Consider the following 13,099-nt stretch of genomic DNA (forward strand, 5'->3'; position numbering starts at 1 on the left):
GCCGCACAGGTCAGCAGCTCCGCGTCCGGAAATGCAACGTCTCACTGGTGGTACCGCCGAAGTAAGCCTCGGCACGGCCCCCGGCGGGCGCCTCGGCCCGCAATCCCGAGAACACCCGCAGGAGACTGTCCCGCCCGCACTCCGACCACTGCGGCGCACCGATCTCCTCCACGCTGAGGAAGCCGTGGTGCTTGTCGTCGTCCGCCACCAGCCGATCGTTGACGGTGGGCACCGGCTGTGCCTGCCCCACGAAGAAGACGTTCGACATCAGCGCGATCCGGGCGTGCCGCGTCATGCGGCCCGATCCCTCATGCACGACTTTGGTCAAGCTGTAGGACATGCGCTCGGGCACGTCGACGTTGAGCAGGAGGGAGCAGTTGGTGAAGTCGCCGTAGCGTCCCCCGCTCGGGACCTCGGCACGAAAGTCGTCGTAGAGGATCAGGAATGCCTGGGCGTCCTCGGACACCGATGCCAGGTACGCTCCCTGGCGGCAGCCCGGACCGGCCCCGGTCGCGCTGACGATTCGGAGCCGGTCCGCGCCGGGTGCCGCCGTTGCCCCCGAGGGGAGAAGCACCAGCCCCGCACAGAGCACCAGGCTCCAGGCACGCCGGACAACGCCCCTCCCGGCGCTCAGCGGCTCGGGCACTCGCGCCACACCAGGTCGTCCGGCGAGAGCCGGACCGAGTCGATGTCCAACTTGCTGGGGGTCGTGTTGGCGCTCAGCGCCAGCGTGGTGGTGACGTTCATGGTCACGTCCGCGCCGCACGGGAGGTACGCCAGCGTCTCGCGCGCCGCCGAATGAGACATGTCAAAGCTGCCGCGCATCTCCAGCAGCCCGAAGCCGGTGGTCGGCTGGCCGGTCTCACCGGTGAAGAACACGCTGGTGTTGACCCTGGCCGTCAGGTCCTTGTAGAGGTGAGCGGTACCGCGGTACCGATAGGTCGGCAGCGCGAACGACCAGCCCTTCGGCCCGTCAACCTTGATGCGCAGCGTACAGATCGCCATGGTGTTGCCCGCCGACACACGCAGCTTGGAGGTGCGCAGCGTGAGACTCCCGTCAGATTCGGGCTGCGCTTCCACCGTGGGGCGCGGGCATCCCGGCCCGCCGCTGCCGTCGAGCGAAAAGGTCGTTTCGGCTGCGCGCCGTGGCTCGGCCGCCATCACGGCTGATCCGGCAAGCGTCGCAGCCGCCAGCGTCGCCACCGACACGACTACAGGTGCGTACTTCCACATGGCTCGGTCCTCTCAGGGTCGGGGTCAGGGTTGGGGGCAGCTGATGGGTTCGAAGTCCACGACGGTCGTCATTCCGTCGGTGCCGCCCAGTTGGACCTCTGCCCGCGCGTTGCTCTGGCCTTCGACGTCCAGCCGGGTCGGAATGACGAGCGAACGCTTCGAGTCGCACGGCATGTAGACCGTCTCCTGACTCTGCTGCAACACCTTGAATTCGTTGAGGACGCCGTCGTCGACCTTCGCGATATCGGGGTACGACTGCTCCCGGTTACCCGTCCCGCCCTCGAAGTAGTACCGGGCGGTGAGGCTCGCCTTGGCGCCCCTCTCCCGCAACGCGACTCCGCGGTAGGTAACACTGACGAGCGCGTATGTCCAGCCAGGCACGGTTTGGATGTCCAGTTTGATGGTGCAGTTGCGCTGCACCTCGTCGGCCGGCGACTCCCTCGGAGTACGGACGACGTAGTCGTTGAACTCCATGATGAACCGCTTGCCGCGATCCTGGGCGGCGCCTTCGTAGGTGCCCTGACGGCAGCCGCTGCCCGCACCGGACACCTTGGTGATCTTCAAGTACTCCGGTGGCGGTGCCGCCTGGGCAGGCGCCGCCAGAAGTGACGCGGCACAGATGCCGATCATCGCACCGGCGCGCACGCGCCGACCACTACGTACAGACATGTCTTCTTCTCCAGGTCCAGAGAACGGGAGGGAGGCCGCCGACGGCGTCGCCGACGGGCGGAGGGCGGGGCTGTCGGCCGCTAGGAGGTGCAGCGCTTCCACTTCAGGTTGAGCTGTTCGGAGACGGAGCCGTCCTGCGAGTCGATGGCCATGGTGGCCCGACTGGTGGCCCCGGAACCCCTGCTCACCGCAACCGATGTGTTGATGTTGAAGGTCAGGTCGGCCCCGCAGGGTGCCCACACCTCGGTCGCCACCTCGTGGCGCTGGTGGAAGGTCGTTGACCGCGGACCCTCGAACCGGTGGCGGGCGGCGACCTCGCCCTCCAACCCCGTGAAGTAGTACTGCGCGCCGAGCTGGCCGACGGCCCCCGCCGGGAGGTCGTGGAATCCACGGTGATCCACCGCCACCACCGCGTAGGTGTAGCCGTCCGGGTAGTGCAGCTTCAACTTCGACGTGCACCGTTTGATCATCTCCGCGGCGCGGTCGGTGGTGGCTTCGAACCGGCTGTACATCAGCGTGATCGCCCGCCCGCCGTCCGAAAGGCTGGACGTCACCGAGTCGTGAGGGCATCCGGTGCCGCTGGCGCCCTCGAAGGACATGGTCACCTCGGGATTGACTACGTTCGCGGTCGCTGGCGTGGCCACGCCAGCGACGCCCATCGCCATGCCGAGTGCCACGGTCGCCCAACGCTTCCCCGTATACATTGATGCTTGTCCTTCCTGAGGGGTGACGTCCACCGGACGACAGGTCGCAGCACGGGCGAGGTCCGTGCTGTCGCGGCATGATCGTAGCGACCATCCCGAACGTGCAGACGTGGATGTGATCCACATAGGACGTAAGACATGTCACAGACGTCGACCGTGTACTCGTGCATGACGGTGCCGACGCTAGCAGCGGAAACGGTACTGCTGTAGATCCATCACTGTCCGGAAGTCGACAGTCGCCACGGTCGACCCAGCCCTCCGGGGGCGTGGTCCCACGAAACTGGCGGTGCGGATAGCGTGAGCGCATCTCGGAGGAGGTGGTGGCGTGAATCCGCGCCGAATTTTCCGGTGGGCCGCGGCGGCAGAGGCGTTCACCTGGGCCGGTCTGCTCGTCGGCATGTACCTGAAGTACGTCAGCGGGACGACGACCGCCGGGGTGTGGCTCTTCGGCCGACTGCACGGGGCGCTGTTCGTCGGGTACCTGATTGCGACCGTCTGGGTCGCGCGCACGGAGCGGTGGCCGTGGGGACGCGCTGCGGTGGCGCTGGCCGCATCGATTCCGCCGCTGACGACGCTGGCGTTCGAACGCTGGCTGACCCTGCGACATCCGGAACGGACGGCAGAGCCGACCACTGATGCCCGTGGCTGACCGCTGACCTCCCGGAGGCGGGCCGGCACGAGCCGGACCTACCCCGAGCGACCGCCACCCTGGTCCGGACCGCGCTGCCGGGACGCTACTGCCGGCGGGCACTCGCGGTAGGCGAACTGCGCCGGTGAGAAGGCGACTGCCTGCACGCCGACCGTGCTCGGAGCGTCCGCCACACCAGCCAGAACGAGATCCATCTGGGTATGGACGAACGCCTTCATACCGCACGGTAGGTACGTCAGCGACTCCGGCGGGAAGGCGGTGTCCAGTGCGAACGTGCCGTTTAGAGAGCCCAGAGTCGCTGTCGCCGTGGTACTCAGCTCTGAGGTGACGCCCACCGCCGCCCGAACCTGAAGCCGCACCGGATCCACAAGCGCCGCCTCGCCCTCGTACCGCAGCTGGCGCACGGCCCAGGTCCAGCCAGCCGGGCGCTCGGCGTCGAGCGTCAGCCGGCAACTCAGGACAGTCCTGCCTGCTGCGCGGAGCTTCATGGCCGAGAAAGCGACGCGCAGTGAATCGTCGGGGCCTGTGGTCGAGGTGACGCTACCGGCCGGACAGCCGGCTCCGCTGTGCGCGGTGACCCTGAGGCCGGTGACCGGTGCGAAGCTGTCCGCTGCGCTGCCGGATTCTCGAACTGCCGCGACCGGCGTCTGCCCGGCGAGCACGACGGCCGCCGCGAGGACGGCCGAGCCCGCGCAGCGGCGGGTCGGACGGCTCACCCGCCGTCCGCCGAGCGTCGCCGGGCGGGGACGGATCACCGAGGGCACTGGCGGTAGACGAAGTCGGCCGGCGAGACGACGAGTTGGCGGAGTGCGAACGTGCTCGGCACCTTGTCCGTCTCCAACCCGATGACCACGTCGATGTTGAGGAAGGTCTTCCGGCCGCACGGTTGAAACGCCAGTCTCTCCACCGGAAAGTCGTTTCTGACGCGGTAGGTGCCGCGCAGCGACGACATCGTCGTCCCGGTCTCCGCTACCTCGTCCGGCGAGGCGCCGCCGAAGTATGTCGATGTGGTGAGCGTGGCCTTCGCCGACCCCACCAGATGTCCGGTGCCGGCCAGCCGCACGCCCGGCACAGCGGCCGTCCACCCCTCCGGCGGGTCCAGTTCGAAGATGGACCCGCACGTGCGGTGACCGGCCGCCTTGAGCGCCAGGTCCGGATAGGTGAGACCAAGCGACCCGTCAGGTAACTCCGTCGCCTGCACGCTGTCCTTCTTGCAGCCCGTGCCCGCCGAGCCGAGATGGACGAGAGCCGCCACGTTGCTCGGTTCCTGCGCCATCGTCCCCGCCGACGCCGGGTATGCCCCGACGGTTGCCGGCAGAGTGATGACGGCTACTGCCGTCACGGCGCGCGTCAGCCTGTGTCTCACTGCCACTCCTTCACTGGAGTCCCCACGAGTGATGCGCGGAGGGAGGTCACCCGCCCACCTGGTGCGGGTGAATGGTATCCACAATCAGCACTTGGTCAGTACCACCGTGTCGGGACTGGTCGCGATGTCGAAGGAATCGACGGACAATGTCGCTCCCGCCTCGGCTGCGAGGTCGATCTTGTTAACGAACGGAATTGTGCCGCCACAGGGGATCAAACCTCCTGGTGTGTCTGAGTTGTGCACCCGGAAGATGTCATCAAACGTGGGGCCGAAGATTCTGGTACCCGCCGTCGGGGGCGCCGCCGCGAACGTGCGCGTCTGGCGCAGCGTGGCACTCCCGGCGGCGTAGCCGGCGGCCGCGTTGAAGAACACGAACGTCGCCCGGTAGCCCGCGGGAACGCTGATGGAGCCCCGCACCGCACAGTCCAGGGTGCGCCACCGGCTCGCGGGTCTGATGCTCAGGGCACTGAACCCCACCACCACCTCGGTCCGGTCGGGCAGTGTCGAGATCGTCGTGTTGCCCCGGTCGCATCCGCTGCCGGACACCTCGGCCACCTGCATCGTGACCACCGGTTCCGCGCCGGCCGCCTGTGCCGCTCGGCCCACGCCGGTCTCACTCGCCAGAAGTGCTGCGAGCACACCCACGCTATACGCGAGTCGCCTCATCGGACCTTCCCTTCGATTCGCCACAGGGTCGGGTGTGGACTTCGAGTACGGCCGGCTCGACCTCGTTCTTGGCCATCTGGAGGTAGGCGGTCGCCGCGGGCGCCACATCGGCCACGCTCAGGCGCGAGGCTACGTTCAGGTATCGGGTCTGACCGCAGCGAGACCACGACAGCTCGTCCTCCCGAACGACGTAGTCCGTGAAGAACGAACGCCAACTGCCGTCCGCTCTGATCTGGTCGCCATACTCAACCGGGTCCGGCTCGGGAAGGCCGTTGTAGTAGTAGCCGACGGTCCAGCTCGCCTTCGCCCCTCTGGGGATACTGGTGTAGCCGCGTGTCGTGACCCGCCACAGGGCGAACTGCACGTTGTCGCTCACGTCGATGCCGACCGTCACTGTGCAATTGGCGGACAGCTTCAGTTTCTGCTGCTCCCAGTTCCGCCCGACCTGGTAGTCGGCGAACGTGACGCTGACGGCTCTGCCGTCCTTGGTGATGGTGGCGACCACCGAGTCCTTGTCACACCCCGGACCGTTCGCGGTGACTGAGACGAGCTTCGCGCCAGAATCGGTCCCGCCAGACGACGCTGCGGCTGCTGGGGCGGCTGTGACTGCTGCCGCCACGAGAATCGCGCAGCCGCCCACGCCCCCCGACCTAGCCCACACACTCATGAGTTCCCCATCAATCACCGGTATTGCGTCCGTTCTTCACGCCTTCCCGCAGTCGCGTACCGCGAACCGCAGGATGCCTCCGTGCGTGGAATCGAGCTGCGCCTCTGCCGAGCCGTTAGCCGGGGCCGAAACGGCGGCGATCAGACTGTAGTTGAGAAGCTTGTGCTGGTTGCACTTCGACCACACCAGATCGATGCGGTTCTCCTCGAACTCGAAACGGTTGTAGTTGTCATCGTCGGGCCCGAAGTCCACGTTCTCGATCGGCTCCGGTTCACGCGTCCCGTTGAAGTAGACGGACGATCGCAGCGCCGCGCTGGCGCCCGGGGTGCGCCGGGTGAGGCCGGTCTGCACGATCGACGACAGTGCGTACTCCTTGCGCACTGCTGGGATGATCTCCAGCGTGACCGTGCAGTTGACCGTACTCGGCGCGTCCACTGCGGCGGGTGCCTGCACCCGAAACGCGCTGTACCCGATGTCGAAGCCGAGTCCGTCGTCAGTGACCTGCACGACGGCGCTACCTTTCCGGCAGCCTGGTCCGTTGGCGCTGACCTGGCCGACCGTCAGTCCGCTCGCGGCGGGAGCGGCCGCCGCGACACACGGCGTCGTGCCTACCGAGAATACGATCCCAACCACGATCGTCGCCGCGACGCGTACCAGGCCACGAGCGGAGGACGGCGAGACCGCGGTTCTCAGACTGGCGGACATTCGCGCCAGACCAGATCGTCGGGTGAGATCTCCAATGACCGGACGGCCAGGCGGCTCGGCGTCTTGGCCGGCCGGTCGGCGAGTGCGGCCATCGTGGAGATGTTCATCGTCACGTCGGCGCCACACGGTTTGAAGACAAGCGCGTCCGGCGGAGCCTGATGCGTGATGTCGAAGTCGCCGCGGGCATCCGCGAGGGTGAATCCCGTGCTCGTCTGCTCGGCCGAGCCGCTGAACGAAATGGTGGTGCTGATCCGGGCACTGACGTCCTTGTACAGCATCATGTCGCCCCGGTAGCGCACCACCGGGAGGCTGTAGCTCCAGCCGGCCGGCGCCTCTGTCCGGATCCTCATGACACATCGGACCTGGGGAACGTCCGCCTTCACCTTGATCCCGGACGTGTACACCCGCAGGCCGCCGTTCGGCAACTCCGTGACATCGACCGTATCCGGTGCGCAACCGGTCCCACTCGCGCCACCGAAGACGAAACGAACAGCAGCAGTCGACCCAGCATCCGCCAGTGCAGGCTGGGCCGTGCTGCACAGCAGCACACCCGTAGCGATCGCCGCTACCAGTCTCGCCATCGTTAGCCTCCTACTCACTTATCGCATTGCTTATGACGAAATTCCAGTGTGGTGAAGCGGCCATCGGTGCTACTCAGGTCGGCCCACGCGGACGTGTTGTTGAGCCCCGGCCGCACGTCGAGCTGCGTCTGGATGTTGAGATAGGCGGCCTGGTCACACGGCATCCAGACGAATTCTTTTGTTTCCTGCCTCCGCGCCCACTCGTAGGCGACGCTGTCGTCCTTCGGAGCAATGTCGTCGTACACGACAGGCGGATTTCCTGTTCCCGACGTAAATGCGTAGTTGCCGACAAAACGAGCGCGTGCGTCTTTCCCGCGGCTGGCGCCCCCACGGAAGTTCACCGAAACCAACGCGTACGTGTAGCCGGGCTTCTGTTTCATTTTCAGCGACAACCTGCACGTCTTGACCGCCAGGTCGGTCGATACGGCCTTCGGCGCCCGGACCTCGTAGGAGTAGAAACCCACCACGAAGACCTTGCCGTGGTCCTGGATTTCAGAAGTGACGGAGTCGGGTGTGGGGCAGCCGGTACCGCTGGTCTTAATACTTTCGATGGTCAGAATATCGTCGGGGTCGCCGGCTGCCGCCGGGGGCGACCCGGCCGTCACGAGTGAGGCGGTGGTCATGACGCTGAGAAATGCGTGAACTATGGTAGGCATCACTGTGTCCTTGAACCAAGGTGGCGACCGGCGCAGGGTGTCGGCGCACCCGCACCGTGGGCGGGGAGAAGTGCTGGCTCAGCACTCCTTCCAGTCGAGGAGATACTCCTCGGAGATGGCGCCGTCGGTCGTGTCGAGGGTGAGGATCGCCCGCTCCGTCGGCGACATGCTGCCCTTGTCGACCGTCAGGCCCGTGTTCATGTTGAATGTCACCTCGGAGCCGCAGGGAGCGTAGACCCTGCTCTCGATGGAGTGCGTACGCTGCCAGTTGCCCGTATGGCCACTCGCGAACTGGTGGGTCTTGCCGGCCTCGCCCGGCTCACCGCTGAAGAAGTGTCCGGCCGACAAGGAGCCCGTGGAGCCCTTCGGAAGGTCTCCGAATCCGCGATGGTCAACTTTGATCACCGCGTAGGTCCAACCGTCCGGGTACTTCAGTTTGAGCTTGGTCAGACACCTCTTGTTGCCCTGCCCGGCGTCGGTCGAGGCCTCGAACTCGCTGTACAGCACAGTGATGGCCTTTCCCCCGTTCGACACCGCCGACTGCACGCTGCCTCGGGGACAGCCTGTGCCGCTGGCGCCGCCGAACTCCATGGTCACCCCGGGCGGCGGCGCCGAGCCGGGGACGGGCGCTGCGACAGCGGGTCCGGCGAAGACGGCCAACGCCGTGGCAGCAGCGACAGCAACGGCAGGATGGCTGAAAGCCCGCATGGTGAGTCCCCTCGTGACAGCAGCGGGGCGCGCCCGTAAACACGGCACGACAGGCCGATCGGGCGACCTTTTGCCCCGTTCTGCTCGGTTAGTGCTTCGTCCGAGTGTAGCGAGAACCATCGATCGCACGACACTGTCGTGTCCTATTTGGTCTGCCGATTGTCGGCAATCCGACAGTCGCTCCGCGTGGTGATCACCGTGCCCCCGCTCAGCCCGGCACCGCCGGTCGAACCCGATCAAGTTAGGCAGAGGAGGACGCCACAGTGCCCTGACAGCGCCTACGCACGCGCGGGCTGCGCGGCGGACCGGCCCGCGGCGGCCCCGAGGGACGTCGCGCGTGGTAGGCAGTCGACGCTGAAGCCGGCGCCCGACCGGCAGGGATGATTGCCTCGCTGGGTCAGACGGGGTGGCGTTCGAGGTAGTCGCGGATGAGTCGGCGAGCCTCGGCCAGCACGGCCGGGTCGCCGACCGGGTCGCGCCGGAACGCCATCTTGATCAGTGCGTCGGCCGACTGGACGGCGATTTCCAGGGCGAAGCGCAGGCGCACGTCGTCGGGCAGCGGGAACTTCGCCGCCAGGGCCGCCGCGAGCTGGTCGGCGATCACCCCGTTGTTGTCCCGCTCCGCGTCGAGCAGGTGGACGTCCACCACGTCGCCGAAGTGCAGTGTGCGGAAGCCTGGCACGCTGCGGTGCATCTCGACGTACTCGTCGATCGCGGCGTCGACGCCGTCGCGCCAGTCGGCGAACTCCTCGGCGCCGAGGCGGGCCGCGAGCCGCTCCAGGTACGCCTCCATGTTGCGGACCGTGAGCGCCTGGACGATGGCCCGCTTGTCCGGGAAGAACTGGTACACCGAGCCGATGGCGACGCTGGCCCGCTCGGCGAGCAGGGTGGTGGTGAGCGCCTCGTACCCCACCTCGTCGACCAGTTCGGCACACGCGTCGAGCATCCGCTTCACGCGGGCCACGCTGCGGCCCTGGACCGGTACCCGGCGCAACGGCCCGCTCGCGACCGAAGTCGACACGCGCCGTCACCCCCTCTCGTACAGCTCGACGCGCACCCGACGCGCCCGCAGCGACACCTCGCCGCTCCCCTGTCCCTAACGATCGGGGTGGGCAGTTCGCTCGCTGGTCGGGGCGAATCGGGTCGGTGATTCGGCCGGCGGGCGCGCCCGACAACCTGCGAGCCGGGGCGCGCAGGACCAGAGGAGCCGCGCGGGGGCCGGGAGACCGCAGGTCATGCGAGATCGAGGTCCAGACAGAGATAGGCGAACGTCATTCTCTCACAGAGACATCGACCGTAGCCGAACAGAGTCGGATTCACGACAGGGTACGGCGGTCGATGTCAATCCGTCGCCTGGGTGGCGCCCGCCTTCGAAGGTGCCGCCTTCTTGGCCGCCGGCTTCTTCGCGGCGGTCTTCTTCGCGGCGGCCTTGGCGCCAGTGGCCTTCGCCCCGGCGGCCTTGGTGCCGGCGGTCTTGGCGGCTGCCGTCTTCTTGGCTGCCGGCTTCTTGGCTGCGGCCTTCTTCGCCGGCTTCGCGTCGCCGTCGACGGCCTTGGTCGCCTTCTTCGCGGCCTTCTTCGCCGGCTTCGCGGGACCCTTGGCGCGCTTCTCGGCGAGCATCTCCGACGCCTGGGCGACCGTGAGCTCCTCCGGCGTCTGGCCGCGGCGCAGCGACGCGTTGTACTCGCCGTCGGTGACGTACGGGCCGAACCGGCCGTCCTTGATGACCAGCGGCTTCTCGGTCAGCGGGTCGCTGCCCATCTCGCGCAGCGGGGGCTTGGCCTCGCGGCGCTGCCGCGTCTTCGGCGCGGCGAGCAGGGCCACGGCCTCGTCCAGGGTCACGGTGAAGATCTGGTGCTCGGACTCCAGCGAGCGGTACTCCTCGCCCTTCTTCACGTACGGCCCGTAGCGGCCTGCCGCCGACACGACCTCCAGGCCGTCGGCGGCCTTGCCGAGGACCCGGGGCAGGGCGAGCAGTTGCAGCGCCTGCTCCAGCGTCAACTCCTCCGGCGACTGGCTGCGCAACAGGGAGGCGTTGCGGTCGCCGGTGGAGACGTACGGGCCGAACCGGCCGGACTTCAGCACCACCGGCTCGCCGGTCTCCGGGTGGTCCCCGAGTTCGCGCTCGCCGTTGCCGCCGACGAACAGCTCGTTGACCTTCTCGGGCGTCAGTTCGTCGGGCGCCACGCCCTCGGGGATCGCGGCGCGGTCGCCCTCCGGCGGCGCTTCGCCGTCGGCCGGCGGCGGCGCGTCGGGGGTGCGCTGCAGGTACGGGCCGTAGCGGCCGACGCGGACGACGACGTGCCGCCGCTCCTCGTCGGTGTACAGCGGGATCGAGTTCACCGAGCGCGCGTCGATCTCGGCGAGGTTCTCGGTGACCATCTTCTTCAGGCCACCCGCCCGGGCCACGGAGTCCTCCGAGCCGGCCGCGGCGCCGAAGTAGAACGCGGTGAGGAAGTCGACGGCGGCGGCGTTGCCCCCGGCGATGTCGTCGAGCTCGTTCTCCATCTCGGCGGTGAAGTCGTAGTCGACCAGCCGCGGGTAGTAGCCCTCCAGCAGGCCGATCACCGCGAAGGCCGTGAACGAGGGGATCAGCGCCTGGCCGCGCTTGGCCACGTACCCGCGGTCCTGGATCGTCCGCATGATCGACTCGTACGTCGACGGTCGGCCGATGCCCCGCTCCTCCAGGGCCTTGACCAGCGACGCCTCGGTGTACCGGGCCGGCGGCGAGGTCGTGTGGCCGACGGCCTCCAGCGCGTCGGCGGACAGCGGCTGGTCCTTGGCCAGGTTCGGCAGGCGGCGCTCGGCGTCCTCGGCCTCGGCGTTCTCGTCGTCGGAGGACTCGACGTACGCGCGCAGGAAGCCCGGCTCCGTGATCGTCTTGCCGGTCGCGCCGAAGTCGGCCTCCTCGCCCGCGGCGGTCGTGGCGCGGATCCGCACCGACACCGACGAGCCCACCGCGTCGATCATCTGCGAGGCGATGGTGCGGCGCCAGATCAGCTCGTACAGCCGCAGCTCCTCAGCGGACAGCTCGCCGGCCACCTCGCCGGGGGTGCGGAACGCGTCGCCCGCGGGGCGGATCGCCTCGTGCGCCTCCTGGGCGTTCTTGGCCTTGGACTGGTACCGGCGGACCTCGGTCGGCACGCAGCGGTCGCCGTACAGTTCGGCGATCTGGGTGCGGGCCGCGGCCAGCGCTGTCTCGGAGAGGTTCACCGAGTCGGTACGCATGTAGGTGATGTAGCCGTTCTCGTACAGCCGCTGCGCGGTCCGCATCGTCTGCTGCGCCGAGTACCGCAGCTTGCGCGACGCCTCCTGCTGGAGCGTGGAGGTGATGAACGGCGCGTACGGCCGCCGCCGGTACGGCTTCTCCTCGACCCGGGTGACCGCGAACGGCCGCCCGTCGAGCCGGGCGGCGAGCCCGCGCGCGCCGTCGCCGTCCAGGTGGACCGCGCCCGCCTGGGGCCGGAGCTGGCCGGTGGTCGGCGCGAAGTCCTTGCCGGTGGCGATCCGGTCGCCGCCCAGGGCGACGAGGGTGGCCTGGAAGGTGCGCGGCCCCTCGCCCGCGTCGCGGACGGCGAGGGTGGCGGTGATGTCCCAGTACTCCGCGCTACGGAAGGCCATCCGCTGCCGCTCGCGCTCGACGACGATCCGGGTGGCCACCGACTGCACCCGGCCCGCCGACAGCTTCGGCATGACCTTCTTCCACAGCACCGGCGAGACCTCGTAGCCGTACAGCCGGTCGAGGATGCGGCGGGCCTCCTGCGCGTCGACCAGACTGCGGTCGATCTCGCGGGGGTTGGCGACGGCGGCCTGGATCGCCGGCTTGGTGATCTCGTGGAAGACCATCCGGCGGACGGGGACCTTGGGCTTGAGGGTCTCCACGAGGTGCCAGGCGATCGCCTCGCCCTCGCGGTCCTCATCGGTGGCGAGCAGGATCTCGTCGGCGTCGGCCGCCAGCGACTTCAGCTTGCTGATGTGCTGCTTGCGGTCCGGGGACACGACGTAGAGGGCGGCGAAGCCGTTGTCGACGTCGACCCCGAGGCGCGCCCACGACTCGCCCTTGTACTTGGCCGGCACGTCGGCGGCGTTGCGCGGCAGGTCCCGGATGTGGCCCAGGCTCGCCTCGACCACGTAGCCGGGGCCGAGGTAGCCCGAGATCGTCTTTGCCTTCGCCGGTGACTCGACGATCACCAGGCGGGTGCTGCTACTCGGCACGACACTCCCTGACCCTCAACCGCGCTGACCTGAACCCGTACTGACCGCTACGTCGACCCTGAACGCCGCCTCGACTCGACCGCCGCCAGCCTGACTGCCGCCGTCGTCGACGGGTGACGGGCGGCGACGAAAGCCCCACGGTATCGCGCGGCGGTGTCCCCCGACCGCGGAGGCGGTGCCGACACCTGATCGGGGAGCCCCGCCCGGGGCCGACCGCGCCGGACCTCCGACCTGCCCCCTGACCACGGACGGTACACCGTACCCACGGCCGGTGACAGCA

15 protein-coding genes are annotated in these 13,099 nt (G+C 68.4%); 1 reads left to right on the forward strand and 14 read right to left on the reverse strand.

All coding sequences use genetic code 11. The features are described from left to right. Positions 1–10: 10 nt before the first annotated feature. From IEY75_RS05625 to IEY75_RS05640, 4 genes are all read right to left on the reverse strand, one after another. The gene (locus tag IEY75_RS05625) at positions 11–655 is read right to left on the reverse strand and encodes a DUF4360 domain-containing protein (protein WP_308425672.1); all 645 of its coding nucleotides are present in this window, start codon (positions 653–655) and stop codon (positions 11–13) included. Further along, a complete protein-coding gene (locus IEY75_RS05630) occupies positions 631–1,233 on the reverse strand; it encodes a DUF4360 domain-containing protein (protein WP_189113132.1) in 603 nt (200 codons plus the stop codon). Before IEY75_RS05630 ends, IEY75_RS05625 begins: the two co-directional genes overlap by 25 nt. Before the next feature lie 24 nt (positions 1,234–1,257). Beyond that, positions 1,258–1,902, reverse strand: a complete 645-nt coding sequence (locus IEY75_RS05635; RefSeq protein ID WP_189113133.1) for a DUF4360 domain-containing protein — start codon at positions 1,900–1,902, stop codon at positions 1,258–1,260. Positions 1,903–1,982: 80 nt separating this feature from the next. After that, positions 1,983–2,501 carry a DUF4360 domain-containing protein gene (locus IEY75_RS05640; protein WP_229789414.1) on the reverse strand — a complete coding sequence of 173 codons (519 nt, stop codon included), beginning with the start codon at positions 2,499–2,501 and terminating at the stop codon, positions 1,983–1,985. A gap of 430 nt (positions 2,502–2,931) precedes the next feature. Here IEY75_RS05640 and IEY75_RS05645 point away from each other — a divergent pair, with 430 nt between their 5' ends. Further along, complete coding sequence (locus IEY75_RS05645) at positions 2,932–3,255, forward strand: DUF3817 domain-containing protein (protein ID WP_189113135.1); 324 nt, start codon at positions 2,932–2,934, stop codon at positions 3,253–3,255. A 38-nt stretch (positions 3,256–3,293) separates the two neighbouring features. On the opposite strand, the gene IEY75_RS05650 is transcribed toward IEY75_RS05645, so the two are convergent. From IEY75_RS05650 to topA, 10 genes are all read right to left on the reverse strand, one after another. After that, positions 3,294–3,971, reverse strand: a complete 678-nt coding sequence (locus IEY75_RS05650) for a DUF4360 domain-containing protein (RefSeq protein WP_189113136.1) — start codon at positions 3,969–3,971, stop codon at positions 3,294–3,296. Between the two features lie 35 nt (positions 3,972–4,006). Beyond that, the gene (locus tag IEY75_RS05655) at positions 4,007–4,621 is read right to left on the reverse strand and encodes a DUF4360 domain-containing protein (RefSeq protein ID WP_189113137.1); all 615 of its coding nucleotides are present in this window, start codon (positions 4,619–4,621) and stop codon (positions 4,007–4,009) included. Positions 4,622–4,705: 84 nt separating this feature from the next. Continuing rightward, positions 4,706–5,260 carry a DUF4360 domain-containing protein gene (locus IEY75_RS05660; RefSeq protein WP_189113138.1) on the reverse strand — a complete coding sequence of 185 codons (555 nt, stop codon included), beginning with the start codon at positions 5,258–5,260 and terminating at the stop codon, positions 4,706–4,708. A 7-nt stretch (positions 5,261–5,267) separates the two neighbouring features. Beyond that, complete coding sequence (locus IEY75_RS05665) at positions 5,268–5,954, reverse strand: DUF4360 domain-containing protein (protein ID WP_268244330.1); 687 nt, start codon at positions 5,952–5,954, stop codon at positions 5,268–5,270. A gap of 36 nt (positions 5,955–5,990) precedes the next feature. Further along, the gene (locus IEY75_RS05670) at positions 5,991–6,659 is read right to left on the reverse strand and encodes a DUF4360 domain-containing protein (protein ID WP_189113140.1); all 669 of its coding nucleotides are present in this window, start codon (positions 6,657–6,659) and stop codon (positions 5,991–5,993) included. Next, a complete protein-coding gene (locus tag IEY75_RS05675; RefSeq protein ID WP_189113141.1) occupies positions 6,644–7,240 on the reverse strand; it encodes a DUF4360 domain-containing protein in 597 nt (198 codons plus the stop codon). Before IEY75_RS05675 ends, IEY75_RS05670 begins: the two co-directional genes overlap by 16 nt. Before the next feature lie 14 nt (positions 7,241–7,254). Further along, complete coding sequence (locus tag IEY75_RS05680; protein WP_189113142.1) at positions 7,255–7,863, reverse strand: DUF4360 domain-containing protein; 609 nt, start codon at positions 7,861–7,863, stop codon at positions 7,255–7,257. 111 nt (positions 7,864–7,974) lie between these two features. Next, positions 7,975–8,604 (reverse strand): DUF4360 domain-containing protein, encoded by a 630-nt coding sequence (locus tag IEY75_RS05685; protein ID WP_189113143.1) that lies wholly within the window; start codon positions 8,602–8,604, stop codon positions 7,975–7,977. A 397-nt stretch (positions 8,605–9,001) separates the two neighbouring features. Next, complete coding sequence (locus IEY75_RS05690; RefSeq protein ID WP_229789377.1) at positions 9,002–9,625, reverse strand: TetR/AcrR family transcriptional regulator; 624 nt, start codon at positions 9,623–9,625, stop codon at positions 9,002–9,004. A 320-nt stretch (positions 9,626–9,945) separates the two neighbouring features. Next, the gene (gene topA, locus IEY75_RS05695) at positions 9,946–12,819 is read right to left on the reverse strand and encodes a type I DNA topoisomerase (protein WP_189113144.1); all 2,874 of its coding nucleotides are present in this window, start codon (positions 12,817–12,819) and stop codon (positions 9,946–9,948) included. Positions 12,820–13,099 lie beyond the last annotated feature (280 nt).

Origin of the sequence: Pilimelia terevasa, from assembly GCF_014647915.1 — a bacterium.
GTDB lineage: Bacteria > Actinomycetota > Actinomycetes > Mycobacteriales > Micromonosporaceae > Pilimelia > Pilimelia terevasa.

Excerpts from the sequence above, each read along its gene's own strand:
- IEY75_RS05685 (WP_189113143.1), bottom strand. The coding sequence starts at position 8,604 with ATGCGGGCTTTCAGCCATCCTGCCGTTGCTGTCGCTGCTGCCACGGCG.
- IEY75_RS05630 (WP_189113132.1), bottom strand. The coding sequence starts at position 1,233 with ATGTGGAAGTACGCACCTGTAGTCGTGTCGGTGGCGACGCTGGCGGCT.
- IEY75_RS05640 (WP_229789414.1), bottom strand. The coding sequence starts at position 2,501 with ATGTCCTTCGAGGGCGCCAGCGGCACCGGATGCCCTCACGACTCGGTG.
- IEY75_RS05675 (WP_189113141.1), bottom strand. The coding sequence starts at position 7,240 with ATGGCGAGACTGGTAGCGGCGATCGCTACGGGTGTGCTGCTGTGCAGC.
- IEY75_RS05665 (WP_268244330.1), bottom strand. The coding sequence starts at position 5,954 with ATGAGTGTGTGGGCTAGGTCGGGGGGCGTGGGCGGCTGCGCGATTCTC.
- IEY75_RS05680 (WP_189113142.1), bottom strand. The coding sequence starts at position 7,863 with ATGACCACCGCCTCACTCGTGACGGCCGGGTCGCCCCCGGCGGCAGCC.
- IEY75_RS05635 (WP_189113133.1), bottom strand. The coding sequence starts at position 1,902 with ATGTCTGTACGTAGTGGTCGGCGCGTGCGCGCCGGTGCGATGATCGGC.
- IEY75_RS05670 (WP_189113140.1), bottom strand. The coding sequence starts at position 6,659 with ATGTCCGCCAGTCTGAGAACCGCGGTCTCGCCGTCCTCCGCTCGTGGC.